Source organism: Chryseobacterium vrystaatense (genome assembly GCF_000737765.1).
In the GTDB taxonomy this organism is placed as follows: domain Bacteria; phylum Bacteroidota; class Bacteroidia; order Flavobacteriales; family Weeksellaceae; genus Chryseobacterium; species Chryseobacterium vrystaatense.
Genome location: NZ_JPRI01000003.1, coordinates 53,150 through 78,812, shown reverse-complemented (window position 1 = coordinate 78,812; position 25,663 = coordinate 53,150). Strand labels below are relative to the sequence as shown.

General features: G+C 37.4%; 19 protein-coding genes. 8 read left to right on the top strand and 11 right to left on the bottom strand.

Going from position 1 to position 25,663, the window contains the following annotated elements; genetic code table 11:
* Positions 1–3: 3 nt before the first annotated feature.
* The 3 genes from IW16_RS09665 to IW16_RS09655 form a co-directional block, all read right to left on the bottom strand.
* Positions 4–918 (bottom strand): ribonuclease Z, encoded by a 915-nt coding sequence (locus IW16_RS09665; protein WP_034743070.1) that lies wholly within the window; start codon positions 916–918, stop codon positions 4–6.
* Between the two features lie 215 nt (positions 919–1,133).
* On the bottom strand, positions 1,134–1,721 hold the full coding sequence (rdgB, locus tag IW16_RS09660) for an RdgB/HAM1 family non-canonical purine NTP pyrophosphatase (protein ID WP_394332450.1): 588 nt from the start codon (positions 1,719–1,721) through the stop codon (positions 1,134–1,136).
* Positions 1,722–1,783: 62 nt separating this feature from the next.
* Positions 1,784–2,614 carry a CPBP family intramembrane glutamic endopeptidase gene (locus tag IW16_RS09655; RefSeq protein WP_034743069.1) on the bottom strand — a complete coding sequence of 277 codons (831 nt, stop codon included), beginning with the start codon at positions 2,612–2,614 and terminating at the stop codon, positions 1,784–1,786.
* A 109-nt stretch (positions 2,615–2,723) separates the two neighbouring features.
* On the opposite strand from IW16_RS09655, the gene IW16_RS09650 reads away from it, so the two are divergent.
* From IW16_RS09650 to IW16_RS09640, 3 genes are all read left to right on the top strand, one after another.
* Complete coding sequence (locus tag IW16_RS09650) at positions 2,724–3,416, top strand: hypothetical protein (protein ID WP_034743067.1); 693 nt, start codon at positions 2,724–2,726, stop codon at positions 3,414–3,416.
* 6 nt (positions 3,417–3,422) lie between these two features.
* On the top strand, positions 3,423–4,142 hold the full coding sequence (locus tag IW16_RS09645) for a hypothetical protein (RefSeq protein ID WP_034743064.1): 720 nt from the start codon (positions 3,423–3,425) through the stop codon (positions 4,140–4,142).
* 214 nt (positions 4,143–4,356) lie between these two features.
* On the top strand, positions 4,357–5,952 hold the full coding sequence (locus IW16_RS09640; RefSeq protein WP_034743061.1) for a peptide chain release factor 3: 1,596 nt from the start codon (positions 4,357–4,359) through the stop codon (positions 5,950–5,952).
* Positions 5,953–6,024: 72 nt separating this feature from the next.
* Here the strand turns inward: IW16_RS09640 and IW16_RS09635 are convergent, their stop codons facing one another.
* Both IW16_RS09635 and IW16_RS09630 read right to left on the bottom strand, forming a co-directional pair.
* Positions 6,025–8,286, bottom strand: coding sequence for a zinc-dependent metalloprotease (locus IW16_RS09635; RefSeq protein ID WP_034743046.1), 2,262 nt, complete (start codon positions 8,284–8,286; stop codon positions 6,025–6,027).
* 6 nt (positions 8,287–8,292) lie between these two features.
* A complete protein-coding gene (locus IW16_RS09630; protein WP_131327868.1) occupies positions 8,293–8,682 on the bottom strand; it encodes a hypothetical protein in 390 nt (129 codons plus the stop codon).
* A 390-nt stretch (positions 8,683–9,072) separates the two neighbouring features.
* Between IW16_RS09630 and IW16_RS09625 the strand changes: the two genes are divergently transcribed.
* Together IW16_RS09625 and IW16_RS09620 are read left to right on the top strand one after the other, a co-directional pair.
* Complete coding sequence (locus IW16_RS09625; RefSeq protein WP_034743041.1) at positions 9,073–10,032, top strand: DUF4349 domain-containing protein; 960 nt, start codon at positions 9,073–9,075, stop codon at positions 10,030–10,032.
* A 113-nt stretch (positions 10,033–10,145) separates the two neighbouring features.
* On the top strand, positions 10,146–11,069 hold the full coding sequence (locus IW16_RS09620; protein WP_228376921.1) for a cupin domain-containing protein: 924 nt from the start codon (positions 10,146–10,148) through the stop codon (positions 11,067–11,069).
* 195 nt (positions 11,070–11,264) lie between these two features.
* On the opposite strand, the gene IW16_RS09615 is transcribed toward IW16_RS09620, so the two are convergent.
* Together IW16_RS09615 and IW16_RS09610 are read right to left on the bottom strand one after the other, a co-directional pair.
* On the bottom strand, positions 11,265–11,630 hold the full coding sequence (locus IW16_RS09615) for a hypothetical protein (protein WP_034743039.1): 366 nt from the start codon (positions 11,628–11,630) through the stop codon (positions 11,265–11,267).
* 23 nt (positions 11,631–11,653) lie between these two features.
* The gene (locus tag IW16_RS09610) at positions 11,654–12,793 is read right to left on the bottom strand and encodes an acyl-CoA dehydrogenase (RefSeq protein ID WP_034743037.1); all 1,140 of its coding nucleotides are present in this window, start codon (positions 12,791–12,793) and stop codon (positions 11,654–11,656) included.
* Between the two features lie 243 nt (positions 12,794–13,036).
* On the opposite strand from IW16_RS09610, the gene IW16_RS09605 reads away from it, so the two are divergent.
* Positions 13,037–14,815 carry an AMP-dependent synthetase/ligase gene (locus IW16_RS09605; protein ID WP_034743034.1) on the top strand — a complete coding sequence of 593 codons (1,779 nt, stop codon included), beginning with the start codon at positions 13,037–13,039 and terminating at the stop codon, positions 14,813–14,815.
* A gap of 134 nt (positions 14,816–14,949) precedes the next feature.
* Positions 14,950–16,647: a WG repeat-containing protein gene (locus IW16_RS09600; protein WP_034743031.1), complete on the top strand. Its 1,698-nt coding sequence runs from the start codon at positions 14,950–14,952 to the stop codon at positions 16,645–16,647.
* Between the two features lie 75 nt (positions 16,648–16,722).
* Here IW16_RS09600 and IW16_RS09595 read toward each other — a convergent pair whose 3' ends face one another.
* Positions 16,723–17,499, bottom strand: coding sequence for a zinc ribbon domain-containing protein (locus IW16_RS09595; RefSeq protein WP_034743028.1), 777 nt, complete (start codon positions 17,497–17,499; stop codon positions 16,723–16,725).
* A gap of 3 nt (positions 17,500–17,502) precedes the next feature.
* Positions 17,503–18,600: a Nif3-like dinuclear metal center hexameric protein gene (locus IW16_RS09590; protein WP_034743026.1), complete on the bottom strand. Its 1,098-nt coding sequence runs from the start codon at positions 18,598–18,600 to the stop codon at positions 17,503–17,505.
* Between the two features lie 61 nt (positions 18,601–18,661).
* On the opposite strand from IW16_RS09590, the gene IW16_RS09585 reads away from it, so the two are divergent.
* Positions 18,662–19,489, top strand: coding sequence for an ion transporter (locus IW16_RS09585; RefSeq protein WP_034743024.1), 828 nt, complete (start codon positions 18,662–18,664; stop codon positions 19,487–19,489).
* A gap of 436 nt (positions 19,490–19,925) precedes the next feature.
* Here the strand turns inward: IW16_RS09585 and IW16_RS09580 are convergent, their stop codons facing one another.
* The gene (locus tag IW16_RS09580) at positions 19,926–21,518 is read right to left on the bottom strand and encodes a GEVED domain-containing protein (RefSeq protein ID WP_034743022.1); all 1,593 of its coding nucleotides are present in this window, start codon (positions 21,516–21,518) and stop codon (positions 19,926–19,928) included.
* Positions 21,519–21,813: 295 nt separating this feature from the next.
* On the bottom strand, positions 21,814–25,407 hold the full coding sequence (locus IW16_RS09575) for a fibronectin type III domain-containing protein (RefSeq protein ID WP_084694524.1): 3,594 nt from the start codon (positions 25,405–25,407) through the stop codon (positions 21,814–21,816).
* Positions 25,408–25,663 lie beyond the last annotated feature (256 nt).

Genomic DNA, 25,663 nt, shown 5'->3' with positions numbered 1-25,663 from the left:
GTTTTAAATTTTTACGCTTTCCAAAGCTTTCGGAAGAAAGGTATTGGGGAAAACATTTCTGGCTTCATCTGTAAATACGGTAAGGTCTGCATACCGGTTTGAAAAATGACCTAAAATAAGTTTTCCAACTTCAGCTTTCTGGGCAATCGTTGCAGCTTCAAGAGCAGTGGAATGTCCTGTATAGTCAGCCATTTCTTTCAGATCATGGAGGAACGTGGATTCATGATAAAGAACGGTCACGTTTTTAATGATAGGAAGTACACTTTCAAGATAGCGGGTATCACTGCAAAAAGCATAGGACACGGGAGCTGCAGGTTCTAAAGTCAGTACTTCATTTTTCAGGACGTAACCATCACTCAATACAACATCTTTTCCTGCTTTTATATTATGATAATCGCAGGTTTCTATTTCGCTGTATTTAGCAATTTCCTTCATATTGAGATGTCTGTCTTTCGGTTTTTCCTTAAAAAGATAACCGTTGCAGTATATCCTGTGATCCAGTGGAATGGTGTATACCTCTACCCTGTTGTCTTCATAGATTTTTTCAGAATAGTCTTTATCCAGCTCGTGATAAACCACTTCAAAACCACGGTGTGTTTCTGTAATCTGAAAAATAGTCTCCATCATTTTTTTGATCCCTTTAGGACCATACACATGCAGAGGAATATCTCTTCCCAGTAAACGGAAAGAGGCAATAAGCCCTGGCAGCCCAAAGCAATGGTCACCATGAAGATGAGAAATAAAGATATGATTGATCTTTGAAAATCTCGCTTTTGCCTTTCTCAACTGTACCTGTGTTCCTTCTCCGCAGTCAATCAGAAAATGTCTTTCTTCTATTTCCAACAGCTGGGCCGTAGGTGAAGAATTGATGGTCGGAATAGCTGAATTAAAACCTAATATCGTTAAATAAGTACTCAAATCAATAGTTTATGATAACAAATGTACGACAGAAAATCTAAAAATACGTTTTAGATTTGGATCTTTTGATGACTGGATCAGCCGGGAAGTACCGGCCCTGTCCGTCAAACTATAAATTCCATATGCATCAGCAAAAAAGGAATTTTTTATCCTGTGGTACATCGGTAAATTTTAAAAGTTTACGTATTGTAAACTTTATACCTCTCCTGTTGGAACTAATCTTTTACTTTAAGAAAATCAAGAAACAGATCCAATGCCTGTTTACGGTGGCTTATCTTATTTTTATCTTCAGGATTCATTTCTGCAAAAGTCCTGTCATATCCTTGAGGCACGAAGATCGGATCATATCCGAAGCCTTTATGTCCTTTATTTTCTGTTAATATATTTCCATGAACTCTTCCTTCAAAGTAACGGGCTCCATTTTCATCATAATAGCATAAAACAGTAATGAAATAAGCTTTCCTGTTGTCTTCACCATCCAATTCGCCTAAAACCTTTTCCATGTTTTTAGCAAAATCATGATCTCCTGCATAACGTGCCGAAAAAATTCCGGGTCTGCCATCCAAAGCTTCCACAGCAAGGCCGCTATCATCTCCTAAACTGGGAATCCCGGTTTTTTCAAAACAGTATTTTGCTTTGATCAATGCATTGGCATTAAAAGAATCGCCGTCTTCTACAATTTCTTCATGAATACTATAGTCTGTAAGGCTTTTTACTGTAAAGTCATTTCCAAGGATCTGCTGGATTTCCTCTTTTTTGTGTTCGTTGTGTGTCGCAACCAATAATTCCATATCTATATTCATTTTTGCTCAATTCATTAATGTCCGTATATCACTGCTACGGTTGATTTCATTCGTGTTTTTTGTTAAATCTCTGCGTAATGTACCTTATACTTTTTCATAAAAAGATAATAGAACAAAGAAAAAAGTACAATCCCTACCGCAAGGATGATCCATTCAGAAATTTTGAAGGCATCTGCAAAACTTTCACTTTTAGTGTAGGTCACCAGCATGGAAGAACACAAATTGTTGAATCCATGCAACAGCATCGGCAGCAGCAAAGATTTTGTTTTGTGATATACCAGTCCCAATACACATCCAAGCAGAACTGCTCCTACAAACTGCCATGGATTTCCGTGAACCAATCCAAAAATAATGGAGGCATAAAAAATAGCTCTTTTGGGATCTACCCCTTTATTAATAAGTCCTTTCTGGATGATTCCTCTGAAAATAATTTCTTCAAAAATGGGTGCCATAATCACGGTCATAATGATCATGATGACCGGTTCAAAGGTCAGCTGCTCCATAAGCTGCGAGAAATAGTCATAGTATTTTCCCCAGAACGGTCCTGTAATAGGAATAAGCGAGGTGATAAATTCTGATATAAACATCATCCCGATCATCATAGGAAATATCAGGAGATAGGTATAAAAATTCGTCGTAGAAAAGTTGAAATTGAGCTTTTTCCCGGTAGAAGGCCTGCAGATGAAAAAATCAAAAAATGCAATCGCTGTCAAAAATCCTACGGCATTGGTCAACATGAGAAACCAGTCTTTCAGCTCAAGGTTTTCTCTGAAAGCAATCTTCCAGAAACTGCCAAAAAAAGTAACTGCCATTGTTCCTATGAATAATCCTGCCACTAAGACCAGACCGCCGATCCATGTGAAGGTAAACTTCGGATACCTGCTATTTTCCATGCTTTTCTCTGTAAAAAATTTATAGAAACAAAGATAATTTTTTTGAAAGCCTTAGGCAACTAAAAAAGGAAATACTTATTTTCGCCTTTCCATCGAAATCACAGCAAAAATGAGCTCTGAAAAACCTTTTTCCAGTATAGAATCAAGAATCAATCTGTTCCCAACAGTAATGCTTCAGGGACTTCTTTATTTTATGCTGCTTGCAGCATTTGCATTTCTCATTCTTCTTCCTGCCTATGGAATCTACAAACGAGGGATTGAGGTCATGATTTTCCCTGCACTGCTCTGTTTCCCAATTGGCTTGGGTATTCTTATTCCTTCCGTCAAATATTACATCATCAAAAGAAGTGAACAGCCAAGTAAAATTATCGTCAATGACGTCGGACTTCTCTACTGTAATAAGAAAGGTGAAGCTGTTAATAAAGTACTCTATGCTGATCTTGTTTCTTCGGGAAAGGACTTTGACATTTCAACTGTGAATACCAGAAGCAGCGGAATCATTCCGATGCTTGAAGTCTTTATAGCTTCAGAAAAAGAGGGTTCTGCCGTTTCGCGTATCGAAATGAATCTCCCCCTGCATGTTGTCCGGGACCGTTATACATTATTTGCGCATTTTCTTAAAGGGATCAGTACTTTCCGCCCTGACTTGAAGATTGCCCCACAGGTTTTTCTCAACTATTTCATTGACCCGGAAACCTGGCAGATCAATAGAAAAGGGGCATCATATTTATTTTTATTAATCATTGCAGCAGCTCTCCTGACTTGTGGAATTATTATGTGGCTGGTGATGACATTTACTTAAAACGGTATGGATCAAAATAAATTTAAAATAACAGAATCTGAAATCAACCGGCCGGTTACCTGTTTTGCCATAAGTTTGGTATGGCTGAGCATTATTGCGGTAGCCAATGTGATTGCCCTGCTTTTTTATGATCTTTTTGAACATGGTTTCGGCGAGTACTTTGCTTACCGCCCTGATCATTTTTTCATCATCCTTATTGCAGAAATTCTCCTTATTACTTTATCTTTTTTCCTTATCATTCATATGATTGGGGTCAGGAAAAGATATTTCCGAAGAGTGGTCATTGACGAAAAAGGAGTTTATATTTACAATTACAGGAACAAGATTGTTAATCAGACTTTATATACTGAGCTTTCCCTATCCAATACCCCATTCGTTCCTGATGTAAGCGGCAAAACAAACAGCCAGCCTTCCCTGACAAAATCATTAAGGATCTTTAAGAAAAATAAAGCAGGTGAGATACAGGAAACTGTAATTGATTTTAACTTTGGTTTTTACATTTTAAAAAATAAATATGAACTCTACAGGCATTTTTTGCAAGGAGTCCAAACTTTCAGAACGGATCTTAAAATAAGTGATTACACACTTAAAGAGTACAATCTGACCGGAGAAAAACGCCCGCTTCAAAAATGGGTAGAATCTGAATTTGCGGTAACTGCTGTTTTGTTGGCTTTTATTTTTGGTTTAGTATATCTGTTTGTGCTTTTGATTAAATTTTTAAGTTAGATTGGAGACATCAGATAACAAACAGTCACTATATTTCCTGCAGCTTTGTGTTCCTAATCTAATAATCTAAAACAGTCAAAAAGCCCACCCTTACCCCTCAAAACCTCCACTCTCAACCCACAAACCGCCTGATCACCCTCCGTCAATTATTTATTCCGATAAATTATTTGAAACCTCGTAAAAAATCCCGATTTTTGCAACTTCAAAATACACTATGTCAGACTTAATCAAAGAAATACAAAAAAGAAAGACTTTCGGGATCATTTCCCACCCGGATGCCGGAAAAACCACTCTTACGGAAAAACTGCTTCTTTTTGGAGGAGCGATCCAGGAAGCCGGTGCGGTAAAGTCCAACAAAATAAAAAAAGGAGCTACCTCCGACTTTATGGAAATCGAGAGACAGAGAGGAATCTCAGTAGCGACTTCTGTATTGGCTTTTGAATATAAGAATCACAAAATTAACATTCTGGATACGCCAGGTCACAAAGATTTTGCTGAAGATACTTACAGAACTTTAACTGCTGTAGATTCCGTAATCGTTGTAATCGACGTAGCAAAGGGAGTCGAGGAACAGACTGAAAAATTGGTTAAGGTCTGCAGAATGAGAAACATTCCAATGCTTGTTTTCATCAACAAGCTTGACCGTGAAGGTAAGGACGCTTTTGATCTTTTGGATGAGGTGGAACAGAAATTGGGATTAAGAGTAGTTCCTCTATCTATTCCTATCGGTATGGGAAGTGACTTCCAGGGAATTTACAATATCTGGGAAAATAATATCCAGCTGTTTCTGGAAGAAAAGAAACAGAAAGTAGGTGAAACCATTAAGTTTGATGATATCAATGATCCTTCCATAGATGAGGTGATCGGAGAAAAAGCAGCTCAGGATCTTAGAGACGAGCTGGAACTGGTGCAGTCTGTTTATCCTGAATTTAGCCGTGATGAGTATATGGCGGGTGACTTACAGCCTGTATTCTTTGGTTCAGCTTTAAATAATTTCGGGGTTAGAGAGCTTTTGGATGCATTCATTGAAATTGCCCCAATGCCTCAGCCTAAAGAAAGTGACACGCGTCTTGTAAAACCCGAAGAAAGTAATTTTACGGGATTTGTTTTCAAGATTCATGCGAATATGGATCCAAAGCACAGAGACCGTCTTGCCTTTGTGAAGATCGTTTCAGGAACATTCAAAAGAAACGAAAATTATCTGTTGGTAAGAGAAAACAAAAAAATGAAATTCTCTTCTCCCAATGCCTTCTTTGCTGACAAAAAAGAAGTAGTTGACGAAAGTTTCCCTGGAGATATTGTTGGTCTGCATGACACCGGAAGTTTCAGAATCGGAGATACATTAACCGGCGGTGAAAAATTGAGCTTTAAAGGAGTACCAAGCTTCTCTCCAGAACATTTCCGTTATATCAACAACAGTGATCCGCTTAAAGCAAAACAGCTTGCTAAAGGTATTGATCAGTTGATGGATGAAGGCGTTGCTCAGTTGTTTACAATGGAAATGAACAACAGAAAAATCATTGGAACGGTAGGAGCTCTTCAGTATGAGGTTATCCAGTACCGTCTTGAGCATGAATATGGTGCAAAATGTACGTATGAACCTCTTTCCATGCACAAGGCCTGTTGGATTGAAGCTGATGAAAAATCAGAGGAGTTTAAAGAATTTGCAAGACTGAAGCAAAGGTTCCTTGCAAGGGATAAATACAATCAACTTGTATTCCTGGCAGACTCTTCATTCACCATTCATATGACACAGGAAAAATTCCCGAATGTGAAACTGCATTTTATCAGTGAATTTAATAATGAATAATATTTAGTTCTATTAAAATAAAAACCGTTCAATACAGTATTGAACGGTTTCTTTTTATGGCAAAGATTGATATTACTTTTTAATGATCAGTTTCTTGGAAATCTTCTGACCGTCTTTATCTACCTGAACGATGTAAACCCCAGAAGGAAGATAAGATACATTAACTTCTTCACGGACTTTACTGCCTTTCACTTCTTTTGTGGCATTGACCAGTTTTCCATCCATCGCAAAAACGGTGTATGAAATACCTTTTCCGCCCTCTGTTTCGATCGTGAAAATACCTTTTGAAGGATTTGGATAAATTCTTACTCCTGCTTCAGCTTTTTCAGTTTCACTGGTTCCTAATGAGGAATTAATGGTAAAGTTGGTTGTATTCACGTTTAAGAAAACATTATCAACCGCTTTGATCATTATTCTTCCCGTTGAGCTTGTTCCTAAACCTCCGGGAACATTAAATGTATAAGATCCGTTATTGGGTGTATTCGCTACCAAAGTATGAGGGAATGTAAGACCTCCATCTGTAGAAAGAAGAATCATTACATTCGCTGTATTTACAGGAGCTGCATTGGTATTGGCAACGTTCCATGTTATAGTTTGGGAAGCTCCTGTGTTCCAGACTACACCAGCAGCATTTTGAGACGTCACCGTAAATGGTCCGGCAGCAGTAGATACTGTAAGCTGGATATCATCACGACCTGACTGTCCACCACCTGCTTTATTATCTCTTACCATCAGCGAGAAGTTTAAGTTTCTTGCCACTGTTGAAAGCTTTTCCCATGATCTGTAATTCGAAGCTGTGATCATGTTTGGATTATAACCTTCAATAATGGTTGACAGTCTTGGGAAATATCTTGTTGGAGACACAGTTCCCCACATTGATCTGAACATCGGGCCTACAGCATTAGCCGGCCTTGGAGGCATCTGAGCCGCACCAGCATCGATCTGCTCCCAGTTATAAGTAATGGCATCGCCGTCCGGATCAGAACCTACTCCTGTCAAGGCAAACGGTGTTCCCATAGGAATTGTCCGGTCAGGTCCTGCATTGGCAGTTGGCTCATTATTTCCTGTTGCTGTATTCATACTACAGTTTCCTCCTCCGGTAATGGTTGTGTACATCTCACGGATACTCACTGCATGGAAATAAGAATCACTGTTGTTCTGTACATTAGGAGAGCAGATCCCGGCATACCCCATGATAGAGCTTGCACTTCCCGGTTCTATGGAAGTGGCATTATTGATGTTACATGGATTATTTTGGGTATGGTTTGCTCCAAACTGATGGCCCATTTCGTGAGCTACAAAATCGATCACGAACGGATCTCCGACAGGGATTTCAGAACCGGTCACGCCACCTGCTTTATAAGTACTGTTGCAGATCGCAGGTGTATAAGCTAAGCCGTTATCATTGCCCTGAGTAGCACGGAAAAATACGTGCCCGATATCATAGTTTTCTGCACCGATCGCGTTATTGGTCACCACAACATTTTCATCAATCATCTGATAAGCATTCAATGCGTTAAAGGTGTCTGTCCCAATGAAAAATAAGAGATCTGTATTGGCAATTAACTGCAGAGAAACTGAAATTTCGTTTTCAAATACTTGGTTAAGGCGCGCTACGACTAAGTTAACTGCAGCAAGTACCGCTGCTTTTTTCTGAGCATCTGTTCCTGCCCCTACCCCAGCCTGCTGGGAAATATAATCCGTATATTCTGTTGTTGTACTGATGGCCAGCCTGTATTTACGCAGCAAACCATCTATAACTGTTTTGCCATGTGCGTTCTGAGTCAGATCGGCTACAGGAGAATCTCCTTTAAACAAACAGTCAAAACGACTTTGAGATATTGCATTTTTCCGGTCATAGACCATATATGTTTTGTTATCCTTTGAGTAAGAATCTATATAATATATTCCATTTATACCTCTCACTACGGCATTAAGTCCGAAATAAGGATCATAAGTAAATCTGATATCTGTAGCAGCATCTCCTACTTTATGCCCTTCATAAGATTGTATGTCCGAATATCTCGACTGAAGATCCGGGTGCATGGTGGATGCTTCAAATATTTCATAAGTATCAAATTTTCCCTGGTCATTTGGAAACTTAACAAGAATACCTTTTTCAGAAGATAGCCGGGTTCTTTCCGGTGCAAGAGAAAGCTGGTGCTTCAGTTCATCTGTGTTCAGATTCACCAATTGATAGTCGGAGGTTCTTACATTTCTTTCTCTTGTTTCTTTCACATTATTTTGCGAGGTCTTATTCCAGACATTCTGTTGGGCTACAGCTGTTCCCGAAAGAACCAGAAGACCCGTCAGAAATAATAATTTTCGTCTCATATTATATTATTTTATGGTTAATTTAATTTTTTTAGGACTGTCTGTAATTTTCAGGATCAGTATGGGATGGGACAATTTTTTATCGGAATATTCCTGATTTTCGATTTCTTTATAAAAAATATTCAGAACAGAACTGTTTGATTCCATTTTTACAATGTCAATATCTCCATTCTTTAAAGTTTTAAGTTTAGGCTTTAAAACCAAAAAGTATTCCCCTTCCTGTAAAACAGGTATTGGTGCGGATCTGGAATACTTTGAATCATTCAGTTCCATATACAGATCTTTGATTTCTTTTGTAGAAGTAATGACCGTATATTCTTTCATATTATGATCAAAATTAAGTCTTCTGATTTCGGTGAATTCCACTTTCTTCTGATCTTTATTGTCATAGTTCATCTGCGAAACATTTTTATAATCAGTACAATTACATACTAAAAAACTGAAAAAGCTATAAAAAAAGAAACTTTTAATAGATAAACCCATAATAACAAATATAGAAATAATTTACATGCAAATTTTATATTTCTGTTATCATTTCCACATTTAAACCTCTCAAAATGAGATAATAATCATTTTTATTCTTCAATTAAATATTTATTCAATATAAATGGATAAACCCATCTTCCGATATGATAAAAGCCAATAACAAAATTTGTAAATCACTTGTAAAATAAATACAAAACACTGTTATTGAGACATTTGAATCTTTACCAGAATAATACTTTCCATTTACAAAAGTCTGTGTCTGTTCACGAGTAATTTTACTTCATCAAAAAAATTAATGTTATGAAAAAGTTCATATTACTGGTTGCTATATCAAGCACTTTCATTATGTGTAAAAAAGGAGAAGCAGCAACATCGAAAATAGAAGATACTTTACACGCTGCTGACAGTACTGCTGCAGCTGTGAATGAAACAGTGAACGCTATTAATAATACCGCAAACAAAGTTTTGGATTCAGCCAATATCAGAATAAAAGACTTTGAAGATGCCAAAGGTGACATTCAGAAAAAAATAGACAATACATCAAAAATTGTAGATTCTCTGTCAGATAAAATTGCCTCCACAAAACTGGAATCCAAAATTGACAGGAAAGATTCTGCTGAGAAAAAGAATGAAAAGATCGTTGTCAATGTACCTGCTCCAAAAGTGATCAAAGAAACCAAGATCATCTATAAAGACAAACCAAAGAATGACAGCTATGAACTTACCGCTTCCAGGAACAGAATGGTAAAAACGGGAGTTATTTCTGTAAAGGCCGACAATGCGGAAACGGTAAAAGAGCTGGTAAAAGAAGAAACGGTAAAAAATAATGGATATGTGAAAAGTGAAGAACTTACTTATATTACCACTGAACCAGCCAGAAGAGATCCTTCTTATACTGAAAGTACACAGAGAGTATATTATATGGATATCAAAGTTCCTATCCAGAATTTTGACGGTCTGATGAATGACTTAAACAGTATTGGTGAGATTGAAACTAAAAACATACAGGTTTCGGGAAATAATTACACGGATAATACCTTGTGCACTATAACCGTGAGTATTACTGATAAGTCAGATTATGAAAAGGAACCTAAAACTTTCGGCGAAAAATCTCTGGCAGCTATTTCATCCGGCTGGGGTGTGATCACAGCTACCTTTCTTTTTATTCTTCCACTCTGGCCGCTGTTCCTGATTGGAGGTATCGGATATTATTTTTATAAGAGAAGAAACAAAAAAACAAATGATAACAATCCTCAATAAAGCAGAGTCCATCGAAAGATGGATTTTTTTAATATTTTTTTAATGAATTTAAAAAATTAAAACCAATACTTCTTCCTATATTTATATTTATTAAGACAAACATAATAAATCCCATGGATAAGATGCTTCCTAATTTTAAATATGAACTGGAAAAAAAGGAACCCAGGTTAGGGCCTGGTGGGATTACGAGGGGTGTTTCGGTCAAAGAATTTGAAGCTTCTCAAAACCTTGCAGGAGTCAGTATGCATCTGGATCCGGGAGCAATCCGGGAACTTCACTGGCATGCCAATGCTGCAGAATGGGGTTATGTGATAGAAGGACAGATGAGAACTACGGTAATTGATCCTGAAGGTAATGTTTCTGTTGATATCTTTAATCCCGGAGATGTCTGGTATTTCCCCAGAGGTTTTGGGCATGTTCTACAGTGTATCAGCAGTGAAAGCTGTCATTTCATTCTCATTTTCGACAATGGTAATTTTTCTGAAGACCATACGTTCAGCATCACGGATTTTATTTCAAGTGTTCCTGTGGAAATCGCTGCTCAGAATTTGGGAATCACAGAAGAAGAAGTTAAAAAACTGTATCAGGGTGAAGCTTATTTTGCGCAATGCGAACTTCCGGACATTCATTCCGGGCTTTCATTTTCAAGAAGTGAGGTTTCTCTGGTCTCTAAGCATCGCTACCCTCTCGGGGCACAGCAGCCAATTATTGTCCCTGGTGGAGGACTGCAGAGGGTGGTCACTCAAAAAGAGTTCAATATTGCAAAGTCTATTACGGGAAGTATTTTTGAGATAGAACCTGGCGGTCTCAGGGAAATGCACTGGCACCCAAATGCAGATGAATGGCAGTATTATATTCAGGGACGTGCAGAAATGGGGGTTTTTCTGGCTGAAGGTCAGTTTGTAAAAGATGAATTTCAAAAAGGAGATGTCGGCTATGTTCCGATGGGAGCCGGACATTATATTAAAAATACGGGTTCTGAAAAACTGATTGTCCTCTTAGGTTTCAATAATGGTCTGTATGAGCGATCGACCTGAGCAGCTGGATCGGTGGAAATCCCAAGGATATTCTAAAAGGAAATTTCGGTATTGGTGATGACATCACTGACCAATTTCCTAAGTCGGATCAGTTTATTATTAAATAAAAGAGAATAATATGGCTTGAAAAAGCACTCATATATTATTAAAGTAAGTGGTTTGTAAATAGAAAGGCTCCCGATTGGGAGCCTTTCGCTATTTCATGTTCACTACTTTATCTACAATAAACTTTGTGTTTCCTCTCCATGGAAGTGCTCCATTGTATTCTTTGTAATGAAGATCAAAAGTTTTACCGCTGTTGGTCTCCAACTGCTTAAAAATTTCAGAATCTTCTACAGAAAATTCAAACTCGTAACTTGTAATAGTTCCTGTCTTTCCTTTTCCAAAACCTTCCTGAATTAGTTTTCCTTCATAGGTTTTGAATACATAGCCTTTTTTCATGGCATAGTTCAGATAGCCGGATTTCACCCCTTCTCCAAAAACGAAAAAGTATTTGTACCATACCAGTACACTTATCAGAATAAGGACTACGCCCAGACTGATCCACAAAGTTTTTTTCATAAGCAGTGTTTTTTATATTAATTTTATTTTGCGATGCTTCTGGAAATGACAATTCTCTGGATTTCAGAAGTTCCTTCATAGATCTGCGTGATTTTCGCATCTCTCATCATTCTTTCTACGTGATATTCTTTTACATATCCATATCCGCCGTGGATCTGTACCGCTTCGATGGTAGTATCCATTGCCACCTGAGATGCATATAATTTAGCCATAGCACCGCTTTCAGAGATATCTTTACCTGCATCTTTCTCAAAAGCAGCTTTGAAACAAAGCATTCTTGCTGCAGTGATCTGAGTCGCCATATCTGCTAATTTGAATGCGATAGCCTGATGATTGATAATTTCAGTTTTGAACGCTTTTCTTGTTTTAGCATATTTTAAAGCCAATTCATAAGCACCGGAAGCGATTCCTAAAGCCTGAGAAGCAATACCAATTCTTCCTCCATTCAATACTGCCATTGCAAAATTGAATCCAAAACCATTTTCTCCGATTCTGTTCTCTTTCGGTACTTTTACGTTATTGAAGATCAAAGAGTGCGTATCACTTCCTCTGATTCCCAATTTGTCTTCTTTTACTCCTATTTCAAAACCTTCCCATCCTCTTTCTACGATGAAAGCGTTAATTCCTTTATGTTTTTTCTCAGGATCTGTCTGTGCGATTACAATATAGTAAGAAGCCGTTCCACCGTTTGTGATCCAGTTCTTAATACCGTTTAACAGGTAGTAATCTCCTTTGTCTTCTGCTGTTGTTTTTTGAGAAGTAGCATCAGAACCTGCTTCAGGCTCAGATAAAGCGAAAGCTCCAATAACCTTTCCGCTTGCAAGAGGTGTAAGGTATTTTACTTTCTGTTCTTCGGAAGCAAATTTTTCAAGACCTGCACATACTAATGAATTGTTTACAGACATTACCACAGCCGCAGAAGCATCTACTTTTGCAATCTCCTCCATTGCCAAAACATAAGAAACGCTGTCCATACCAGCACCTCCGTATTTAGGATCTACCATCATTCCCAAAAGTCCCATTTCTCCCATCTTCTTTACTTGCTCTGTAGGGAATTTCTGGTCGCGGTCTCTTTCGATAACTTCGGGTAATAGTTCATTTTGTGCAAAATCTCTTGCAGCCTGCTGAATCATCAGCTGTTCTTCCGATAAATTAAAGTCCATAAAAAATAATAATTAGATAGCCGTAAATTTACACTTTTTAACGAAATCTGAAAATAGAATTAGAAGTTAGAGATGAGAAGTTAGAAGTTAGAGGTGGTGAGTTTGAAATTTCAGGCATATAATTACTTCAACGCTCCGGATATTATGGCAGGCATTCAATTAATTTTCAATTGGTAATTTCAGATTACTACAATTAAAAAAAATGCTTATATTTAAAATTCTTTAAAAATTGCTTAAAAAATCATGACGATCAAAAGATTATTCGATATTCCACACTATGCTTTAGAAAAATTTCCTAAAACAGATATGTTTGTGACGAAATATCAGGGCGAATGGAAAAAAACATCCACATTAGAGTTTATCAACCAGGGAAACAAAATATCCAGAGGGCTTTTGAAGCTGGGTATAAAACCCGGAGACAAAATTGCTCTGATCACCACCAATTCGCGAACAGAATGGGCGGTTATGGATTTTGGACTATCTCAGATCGGTGTGGTTTCCGTACCTGTTTACCCGAGTATTTCTGCTGAAGATTATGAATTCATCTTTAATAATGCTGAAATACAGTATTGCTTTGTGTCTGATAAAGAACTTCTGACCAAAGTGATGAAGGTAAAACATAATATTCCTTCTTTACAGGGGGTCTTCACTTTCGATACGATAAGCGGAGCGGCCAACTGGAGAGAAATTCTGGATCTTGGTGAAGATGATTCTACCCAAATTGAAGTAGAAGACCTTTCCAATGCCATTAATTCTGAAGATTTAGCCACTATTATTTATACTTCCGGAACGACAGGAAGACCGAAAGGAGTAATGCTTACGCACCATAACATTGTTTCCAATGTACTGGGTTCAATCCCAAGAATTCCTAAGAGAAAAAGTCTTGATTATAAGGATTCCAGAGCACTGAGTTTCCTTCCGATATGTCATATTTTTGAAAGAATGCTTTTCTATCTGTATCAATACAATGGATTTTCTATTTATTTTGCCGAGAGTATCGATAAAATGGGAGAAAACATCAAAGAGGTAAAGCCTCATTACATGACAGTGGTCCCTAGACTGGTAGAAAAAGTATATGATAAGATCTATAATACAGGTTCGTCTGCCGGCGGTCTGAAATCAAAAATATTCTTTTGGGCTTTAAACCTGATCAGTAAAAAGAAAACCATTTCAAAACCTTCCGGTCTTCAGGAAATCATCGCTGATAAACTGGTTTTCTCCAAATGGAGAGAAGGTATGGGAGGCGAAATAATCACGTTAGTTTCCGGTTCTGCTGCATTATCTACCAGATTAAATATGATGTTCCAGAATGCCGGAATTCCTATTCTTGAAGGATACGGGCTGACAGAAACGTCACCGGTAATTGCCGTGAACAGTTTTGAAAAAATGAAGGTTGGAACTGTTGGAGCTCCATTGGATAACTTACAGGTAAAAATCCAGGAAGACGGTGAAATCACGGTAAAAGGACCATCTGTTTTCAAAGGTTACTTTAAAGCTGAGGAAATGACCAAAGAAGCTTTTACAGAAGATGGATTTTTCAAAACAGGTGATATCGGACATATTGATGCTGAAGGATTTCTTCAGATCACTGACCGTAAAAAAGAGATGTTTAAAACCTCAGGTGGAAAATATATCGCTCCGCAGACCATTGAAAACCAAGCAAAAGCATCAAAATTCATAGAACAGATCATGGTGGTAGGTGATGGCGAAAAAATGCCTTGTGCACTGGTACAGCCAGACTTTGAATTTGCTAAAAGCTGGGCCATGAGAAACAATCTGAACATCGGATCTACACCGGCAGAAATTGCAAAAAGTCCTGAGTTAAAGGAAAGAATTGAGAAGGAAATTGAAGGCATCAATGAGCATCTTGGCAACTGGGAAAGGATTAAAAGAATAGAACTTACTCCGGAAGTATGGGCCATAGAAACAGGCCTGCTCACCCCGACTCTCAAACTGAAAAGAAAAGCGGTCAAAGAAAAATTCATGGACCTGTACAATAAAATGTATGAGCATCACGAATAACAAGATAACAAGCTGTTTCAGAAATGAAGCAGCTTTTTTTTGAATACAAAAATAGCAACATCACTATTTTGTATATTTGAACAATTCATACCCTTAAACTAACTCATAACCCTTTATTCTCAAATACATTATTAATGAAAAAGAGTATTCTCACTGCACAACTGATTCTACCGGCTCTTATTACTTTATCGGTCTTTTCATATGGTCAAAAGAAATTAGAAACTGACAAAGCCGGAATTTTGGTACAGACTGAGTATTCAAAGCTTCGGAAAGCAAATGGTTATGATGGAATCAGCCAGTTCGATACGATCAGCAAAAACCCGGTTTTGGTGTATGCTGTAACGTTGAAAAATAAAAAATTCGGAGTCATTGATATTTATGGTAAAGAAATACTTAAACCTGATTATGAGGAAATTGCAGGTATGTACTTTACCAATTCGGCACTTTCCGCTTATCATGATCATTTTCTTTTGAAAAATGAGCAAGGATGGGCTATTTCAGATTATAAAGGAAAATTAATCACACCCTTTATTTATGATATGCTGACCTATGAAGAATACGACCATGTAGGAAGAAGATTAAGCCCGGAAAAATGGCCTTTGCCCATTTATAAAGATTCTATTTTTAAAGCCAGGAAAAAGGAGGATTACATTTATTTAAATATAAAAGGAGAAAAAATTCAGTACAGCCAAAGAGATAACAGGTTACAGTTCAGGACAAAAGCCAGTCCCGATAATTATGGCGTTCCAAAAAGCTTAGGATCGGCAAAACCGTTCACAGATAACTTGTTCCAAATACAGTCAACAGATGGAAAGTCATTGTCAGGAGTATATGACAAAACACTAAAAAAAATGATCCTTCCTGTAGAGTTTAACTATGTAGCATTCTGGAATAAGGCCTTATTTTTATCGGCCAACAGGGATAACGGAACCTATGCGTATGACCTCAAGGGAAATTTGCTGTCTAAAGAACCTATGAGTTATTTTTCACAGGCAGGGAATGAAAAAACACCGGTGATCCTCGCTACCAATAAGAGTAAAAAATACGCTGTCTTTTCCAAAAATTTCAAACCCCTCACAGAATTTATTTACGACTATATCAAACCATCCAATTACTTTTTAAATGGGACTATAGAAGCAAGTGGGACGCAGGAAAGAAAAACCGTCTTAATGAATCTTGAAGGCAAACCTATTAAGTTTAATGTTGACTATGACCAACTGCGATTCAAAACCAATGAATTTGATGATGTGGCAGAAGCCTTTATCAGTTTAAGAAAAAAAGATAAGTTTGCGATTGTTAATCATCAGGGAAAATTGATTTCTGATTTTGTGTACGATGAAATTCTTCCTGAATGCTTTGTTGCTTCGGATAAGTTCAGTCTGTACGAAGAAAGACTGATGAGTGCTAATCATCCCAATCGTTTTATTTATTTCAAAAAAGATAATAAGTACGGAATTATGGACAATGATTATAAAGTTATTCTGAATAATACCTATGATATGATCATAGAATCCATTCTTGATCCTTATGTATATATTGCAAAAGACTCTTCAGGAAAAAAGAAATGGGGCGTTTATAATGTAGGTGAGAGAAAAGAAATCATTTCTCCCCAATTTGACACCCAGATCAAAAGCTCAGATCAATTCTTTATTGTCAACAGGAATGGGAAATATGGTGTTTATAATACGCAGGGGAAAGAAGTTCTGCCTATTATCTATGATCACGAAATAAGCATCGATAAACGGTACAACGGGATGTATTATCTTTCCCAATACGGTACTCCTATAGGATACATGGATTCTTTGGGGAATTTGATAAAAAGTACTCCTTAAAATTTCAATTGGAATTAAATACAAAAAATGCTGTTTCGATTGAAGCAGCATTTTTATTTTATGTAAAGCCTGTAATTAGAATTTAATTACAGATTTCATTCTATCATTCTCTTCCATTACCAATTCGTCATCAACAAGAATTTTTCCAGAGTGCTCATCAATAATGATTTTCTTTCTCTGAGCAATCTCCATCTGCTTCTGAGGAGGGATTGTAAAGAATGAACCTTTTGGTGCACCTCTTTCTAATCCTACAACAGCAAGTCCGTTGATAGAGCTTCTTCTGATTCTGTTATATGAAGCCAGCAATCTTTCGTCAATCTTACCTGCATACTCTTTAGACTGCTCTATTAAGTATTCTTCTTCTTTTTGAGTTTCAGAGACAAGACCTTCCAATTCTTCTTTCTTGAATTTTAAATGGTTTTTTAAGTCACTGATTTTTCCGTTAAGTTCGCTTAAAGTTTCATTTTTGTGAGCAATTTTAACTCCGAATTCTTTAATTCTTTTATCAGCAAGCTGAATTTCCAGTTCCTGGAATTCCATTTCTTTTCCTAATGCTTCAAACTCTTTATTGTTTCTTACCGTATCCTGCTGAGATTTGTATTTTTCAATTAAAGTTTTTGCATGGTTAATCACTTCATGCTTTGTTTTGATCTGGTCATCCTGATCTTTGATATCTGCATGAAATTTTTCAGCTCTTTTCTCAAGTCCTTCAATCTCGATTTCAAGATCTTCAACTTCAATTGGCAATTCTCCTCTGGTATTTCGGATTTCATCCAATCTTGAATCAATGATCTGCAAATCGTATAAAGCTCTTAATTTTTCTTCAACTGAAATATCGTTGGTTTTTGCCATATCTTAAATGAAATAATTTACTGGGTTTGTTTTTTCAATAGATTTTGAAATTGCAAATGTACTAAATTTTTGCGACAAAATTTCAAATAATTGTTGAGTTACAAATTGTTCGGATTCATAATGTCCTATGTCACAGATCAGCATTTTGGATTCTGCCAGAAAATAGTCGTGGTATTTGATATCTCCAGTGAGATAGGCATCACATTTCCGGGATAATGCAGACTTTATTCCGCTGGCTCCGGATCCCCCAAGAACCCCTACTCTTTTTATTTTTTTATGGTTAAAATCAGAATGTTTGATTACTTCAAGGTCAAATTTTTCTTTCACAAGTCTTAAAAAATCCTGCTCATCTATTCCTTCCTCAAAATCACCGTACATTCCCAAGCCGGAATGTTGATTTTCATTCTCCAGCTGATACACCTGATAAGCAACTTCTTCATAGGGATGCGCCGACTTCATTGCTGAAATAAGACCACGCAGTTTATAGCCTTCAAAAATAACGGAGATCATATCTTCATCAGCGTTTTCCCGAATGTTTTGTTGTCCCGAGAATGGTATGGAACCTTCCATTGGTCGGAAAGTTCCTTTTCCGTTAAGGGTAAAGCTGCATTCGTCATAAAAACCTATATTACCTGCTCCGGCTGAAAAAAGAGCTTCCTTCACCTGACTGGAATGCTCCTTTGGCACAAAAACCGTCAGCTGCTGCAGATTATTCTTTTTCGGCTGAAGAATTTTCATATCCTTTAATCCCAGATGACTGCATATTCCGTAATTGACTCCAAACAAGTCATTATCAAATGCTGTGTGTATAGCATAAATGGCTATTTTATTTTCAATAGCTTTCAATACTGCTCTTTCTACATAATTTTTCCCGGTTAAAGATTTTAACCCTGAGAAAATAATGGGATGAAAACATACTATAAGATTGCAGTTTTTCTGAATAGCTTCATCCACAACATTTTCGAGGGCATCGTGGCAAACCAGTATTCCGCTGACATTTCTCTCCGGAGCTCCACACAGTAATCCTACATTGTCAAAATCTTCTGCCTGCTGCAATGGAATACGGTTCTCTATTTTTGAAATTACTTCGCTTATTGTCATTTTATTCTGTATGTTTGCTACGAAAATAACGATAATTTGTTAATTTAAAAAAACATTAAACATGGAAAGAGAACATAATCTTGTTCCCGAAGATAAGCTTTGGAAAAGATTTCTTTACAGGGTTATTTACCGGGCAGATACTAAACTCGGAAAGTTATTTGACATTACATTATTATCTCTGATCCTGATAAGTACCGCCATTATCATGATGGAAAGCGTACCTCAACTTGACAAAAGATTTCATTATACATTTCTGATTCTGGAATGGATCATTTCTGTTTTTTTTACAGCCGAATATTGGATGCGTATCAGTGTTCTTAAAAATAAGAAAAACTATATTTTCAGTTTTTTCGGAATTATCGATTTTCTTGCTCTTGTTCCTTTTTATCTGAGTTTCTTTTTTCCGGTTACCAAATATTTTTTGATTTTCAGAATGTTGAGGATGCTTAGGATTTTCAGAATCTTTAATCTTCTGGATTTTATGAATGACGGATACCTCATCGTAAGAGCCTTAAAGCACAGTTCCAGAAAGATCTATATTTTCCTTCTGTTCCTGATCATTTTCTCCGTAATTGTAGGCTCTTTGATGTTTATGGTGGAAGGAGGAAGACCGGGTTTTGAAACCATTCCACAATCTATTTACTGGGCTGTCGTTACAGTAACTACGGTAGGTTATGGAGATGTCTCTCCTATTACACCGATGGGTAAATTTTTTGCTGTTATTCTGATGCTCGCAGGTTATTCGATCATTGCAGTGCCTACAGGAATTGTAACGGCAGAAATGCGGAATAAAAGACAGAATCTTGAAAAGATCTGTGACCAGTGCGGCAACGAAGATATCGATGATGATGCAAGATACTGCAAACAGTGTGGCAAGAAATTAGCTTAGTATCTGGTATTGATATGAATCTATTAACCAAATACCACAAACATTATGGAACCACAAAAGAAAAACAAACCCAATAGTCTGGTCATTATCCTTTTTGCTTTAATTGTATTAATGATCATTATTTATTTTATACTCGTTATGTTTTTCCCGACTGTCTTTGAGCACATGAATACAGGAGACATACAGCCCGTACCCAATAAGTGATGTATTATGACTGATATAAAAAAGATGGCAATAATGCCATCTTTTTATCTATTATACATTCTACAATCCTATCCAAACAAAAAATTAACCCATAAATGAAACTTATTTTTTTCATTTGCTTCCTTAGTAATTAGTCATACACTTCATCACAACCACCAATTACCTTTCATTATTTTAAAATAAAAAAATAGCAGCTTTTCAGCTGCTATTCCTATAATATGATAAATATATATTATTTTTTGATCGCCTTGATCATCTGTTTAGATCCATCTTTCATATTAAGTGTTACAAAATATAATCCCTGTTTCAGATCTGCCAAATAAAGAGCAGAAGACGGATTATCGATAGTTTTCACCAATCTTCCGGAAACATCAGAAACTGAAACTGATTTTACAAGTTCTGCTTTTGAAATATTCAATACATCAGTGAAAGGATTCGGATATGCCTTAACCACTTCTTTTGCCTTGGCAACTTCAGATGTAGAAAGTGATGCAGATTCTATTTTAAAGTTGTCAACGAAGAACTCATAATCCAGGTCATCTACTACCGTTCCGTCTGTAGCATAAAATGCAAAGACAGTATTGGCTCCTGTATAAGAAGTCAGATCATAAGAATAGGTAGTGGACGTATTAGAAGGTCCGTTCGCTTCATTCCATGTTTCAAGCACAGTCCATGTAGTTCCACCATCTCCGGACACTAAAAACTGAACCATATCATCAGATCCCATAACAGAAGAAGTCGTATCTGAATATTCTGTCACTCCATAATCAAACTTAACTCTGTATCCTCCAGCAGAAAGATTAAAAGGAACTGTTTTCAACCATGCTTTTTTACCTTCGTAATATAGATTTACTCTTGCAGAATTGTTTTCATCAGTACCATTAAGGAAGTCCCCATCAAACCATAATTCTTCTGTATCAGTAGGCCCTGTAGAAGCATCACCGCCAGATGCAAGCTCCCAACAGTTCCCCGGAAATGCTGTAAAATCATTTATATAGGTTACTGTAGGTACGATAGTAGCACAAAGAGTGGTAAATGAAGTCCCCAAAGACCATCCACTTTTGTCATTAGCACTGCATACTGACCTTACCCATACATAATAAGTAGTGGCCGGAGAAAGTGTAGATAATGGAGCAGAAACTGAAGTGGCTCCTACACTTCCCGTTGCGGCAGTCGTACTTGTTGGCGCAGTATTCGTATCGGAATAATAATATTCATAGCCAACGCCGACGGTACTTGTAGTGGCTGTCCATGAAATAGAAGCTGAGCTTGAAGTCACTGCACTTGAAGATAAATTGGTCGGTGCCAAACAGCTTGGAGCGGCTCCTATCACTACGGTATAATCATGTGATTCTCCATACCCAAGTGTGTTACAAGGTTCCGGCTGACTGGAAAAGCGATCTCCTACCCTCATCCTGTACGTTCCTGGTGTAACTGTTGAAGGAATACTCATATTACTGTTAGTAATTGAATTATTACCAGATCCTGTACTGCTTCCCTCCGCAACAAGCTCCGGAGCAGCATCATCAAATGTTCCGTTATTATCAAAATCTATCCAAATACGAACATTTTGACTGGAATATCCATGCGTCACTGAAAATGCATAATTAAGACCTGCATTTAAATTAATAGTCTGAGCCGTATAATCTGTATAAGCTGACTGAGAACATCCTGTATCAAGGTGACTGAATCCCGCTCCCGGAATCGTAAAGCTGTTGATGACATCTCCACCTCCGCATCCCTCTGCAAATGCAGGTGTACAATAGGTTTGCGCAAACGAAAACGCGCCAATCGTTAGTAAATTCGCAAGTAAAATCTTTTTCATATATTATTTTTTTATAGTAAAGGCTAAATTAATAAAAAAAACACAATAACACTCTTTTTTTTAATTTAAAAAAGAGGCCAAACCGATTTTGACAAATAGACGAAACAGGAATTATTTTGAAATTACTTTTATCATATATCCAGATCCATTCTTCCTGTTCAGAATTATTACAGTATTTATGAAATACATTGAGTTCACAACCGAAATTTCCGGAACGACTTTCATTTTACGACATTATCTAAAAAAAGAATAGCAGCTTTTCAGCTGCTATTCTCTACAATCATGGTTAAAATTTTTATTTTTTAATAGCCTTGATGGTCTGTTTAGATCCATCTTTCATATGTAGTGTAACCAAATACATTCCCTCTTTAACATCTCCCAAATGAAGAGATGAAGAAGGGTTGTCAATAGTTTTCACTATTCTTCCGGAAAGGTCAATAATTGATATTGATTTCACTTTAGAAACATCAGAAATGTTCAATACATCTGCAAAAGGATTTGGATATACTTTAATGGTATTTTTAGATGCAGCAACTTCAGAAGTTCCCAATAGTGAAGCATCATAAGCTGAAATTTTGAATGTACCATCACTACCACCTCCCAAATTAGAGTATCTCCAAACACTTACATATAATGTTGCCCCTGGCGTCTGGCCTGTTAAGCTAAGTTTAGAAAAGGCATCGTTACCGCTATCATCATCACAACCAATAGAAGTTGTAGAAGTACAGTCGGCAAAGACAGAAATTACTGTATCTGTTAAAGCTGTTCCCGTAGAAGTATCTGTTTCAATAGTAATATTACCTGAAGCCGGAACCACTACTTTGTACCATACATTTCCAGCAACATTAGTTGTTGTTGTAAGACAGCTGGCTGTCAATGCAGGTGTATTCGTAGAAGCAACAGTAGTTCCTGTTACTACATTCTGAGCAAAGGTACCGCCTACTACTAAACTTACAGCAGAAGAACAGTCATCATTTACAGGAGGAAGTGTCACTGTTGTAAAGGCACTTGATACCCAGATACTCTGATCAGATGAAGAACAACGTGATCTTACCCAGATGTAATACGCTGTACCTGAAGCCAGACCTGAAATTGGTGTTGAGGTTCCTGAGAAACCAGTTATATTCGGTGTTGAAGTGCTTGTAGGAGCAGTATTTACCGTACTGTAATAAATATCATATCCATTTGCAGGAGCAGAAGTCGGTGCTGTCCAGGCTAAATTAACTCCTGAAACTGTTGGACTTGACGGAACAATAGCACTTGGCTCCATACAAGAAGGCATTAATTCATATACAACATCATCAACCAGAACAGCATTGGAAGGAGAACCTGTGTGTCTGAATGCTAAAATAGTTGTACCGGCAGGCGCTGTAATATTGTTCACAGAAAAATTATCCGCAACAGAAGTACTTGTTGTTGTAAAAGTTGCTAAGTTCACAAAAGATGAAGCAGCAGCAGGGTTCGTTAGGTATCCAACTTCCACTTTTCCACCTACGGTAGAACTTGATCTTGCCCTAAATCTTAATCTGTATAAACCTGTATCCAGTGTACTTACCGGTCTCATTTTAACAACAGGTAAAGATGTAGTGGATGAAGCTGAAATATTTAAAACATTAGGTCCGGACATCGCAATATTAGCTACAATGCTGGCAGTACCTGTAGTACCGACTTTCCCCCAACAAGCTGGCCAGCTTCCTGCAGCCACGCCATCAAAGTTTTCTGCAAATGCAGTAACCGCGCTACACAGGGTAGTAAAGTTTCTTTCTGTACAGTTAATTGAATTCTGAGTAGCCGTATAAGCACCTACTGAGTAATAATAAACAGTACTGTTATTAAGCGGAGTTGGTAAAGTATAAGTAGTAACATTTCCTACATCCACATTATCCAACACGTCATTCCCTCCTGCAGTAGTACCAATTCTAAGTTTATACCCATTAACACCAGTAACTGCAGACCATGTAAATGTAGGTGTTAAACTAACCTCAATCGCTGATGCAGCTGGCACAGAAACTGTAGGACAAATAGAAAGTGTTGTAAAGTTTCTTTCTGTACAACCTGTAGAAGTCTGCGTTGCATTATAGGAATTAACAGTATAATAATATTTAGTATTATAGGATAATTCGAACGGCAATACATAAGTATTCACATTCCCCATATCGAAGCTATTCAGGATGTTTGTCCCTCCTGCTGTAGTTCCGATAGAAAGTTTATAGCCTGTTGCATCAGCATTGGCAGTCCATGTAAATGTAGGGGTTACTGAAACACCTGTTGCTGAAGAAGAAGGCACTGACACTGTAGGACAGAAAGTTTTAGTGGTAAAGGATGGTCCTGCAATCCAGATACTCTGGTCAGATGAAGAACAATGCGACCTTACCCAAACATAATAGGTAGTAAGAGGGGTAAGATTCGTTAATGTATTCGTCGTACCCGTAGCACCTGTTACATTTGGTGTACTTGTGCTGGTAGGAGCCGTATTGGTTGTACTGTAATAAATATCATAAGAAGGAGCAGGAGTTCCGATAGTCCAGTTTACAGATTCTGTTGTAGCAGTGCTGGTACCTACAGTAACTGTATCCGGCATTAAACAGGTTACAACACTTACGTTAACATTGTCAACATAAATATCATTATCTCCGTTATCACCAGTTGCCAGGAATCTTACAACTGCTGTTGCGCTGCTGGATCCTAAATCAACAAATCTGGTAGCCCATGAAGAAGAAACCCCAAAGGTAGAGCCTACTGTATTGAATGTAGTTCCTCCATCTGTGGAAAGCTGTATTTTCAGATTATCCGTTCCTGTGGAATTGTAGTAATTAAAACTCAAAATTCTATTTCCTGTACCTCCGGATAAGTTGATATACAAATCCATATATCCTGAAGCATTCACCGTATTATAGGAATGAAATCTAGCTGTAGGTGCCACCGCAGGTGTGCCAATAGTAGAAGTTCCACCTACACTTGTCCATCCTGAAACACTGGAAAATCCAGAAACGGAAATATCACTCGCTCTCCAAGAGTTATCCCCTCTGGAAGGCCAGGTTCTCCAATTGGCTGCATTAGGCAGGTCAGCTGTCGAATTTCCATTGACCCATGAGCCAAAATTCTCGGTAAAAGGTAATGTAGCATAGGTCGCTGGTGTTGACAGCCATGTTCCCGGAGTAAAAGTAAATGTAAGACCGGAAGCAGGAACAGTCGTCCCATTTGTAGTTCCCAACGTACAGGAAACGGTCGCTGATGTACCGATAGCAGTTGCACTCCAGTCGGTTCCCACTCTATTGTTTATATCGGAAGCTTCTGAGCCTCTAATCCCTACTTGCCCAGTTAATGAAGCAGTTCCTGAGACGCAGTTACCATATACAATATTAACATTATTGGATGTTAAGTCAAATTGTATTTGAAAGTTAAGAGTTTGTGCCGCTGCTGCAGAACTTCCCTGTAAATCTGTGAACTGAACAATAAAATTCGAGCCAACAGTTTCATAAGAAATTTCAGAAGTTGTGGTATTGGCATGTCTCAGGTTCGTCGCAAAACCGGCAAATGCACCTTCATAAGGAGTAGATGTGTCCGTAGAAAGCCCTGTGTATGTATTGGACAAAGCAGGCGTGCCTAGCGTTACAAAGCCGTTATTGCTGATATAAACTGCCGAATACGATTTACCATTATACTTAAATGGTGATGGTAAATTAATCGCTGCAGATACAGCATCAGTTCCTAAGGTTGTACCGGATTGCCAAATAGTTCGACCGGCAGACAGCGGAGTGTAGGTTCCAGTACTTTGCGTAAATCCATACCCGTTATTGGTATTTGGATTTGTCGCCTGTGGCGGACCTACCTGTGCATAAGCTCCCATACTCATGGAAACTAAGCACGATAGTAGAAGTTTTTTCATACGTAGTAAAAATAAAATTAGGGGGTAAAAGTAAACAAATATTTCACTTAAAATCAAAAATTATCATAAAATATTAAATACTAAATTGAAAATATTACATATTATTAAATAAAATTAAATACTTGTTTAATTTTAACTATAATTTTACAATTTAAAATAAAACAATAAAACACTGAATAACAAATACTTATAAAATTTTAAAAAATCCCAAATAATGGATAAATTTCAATTTAACATAAAAAAATATTAAAAATTT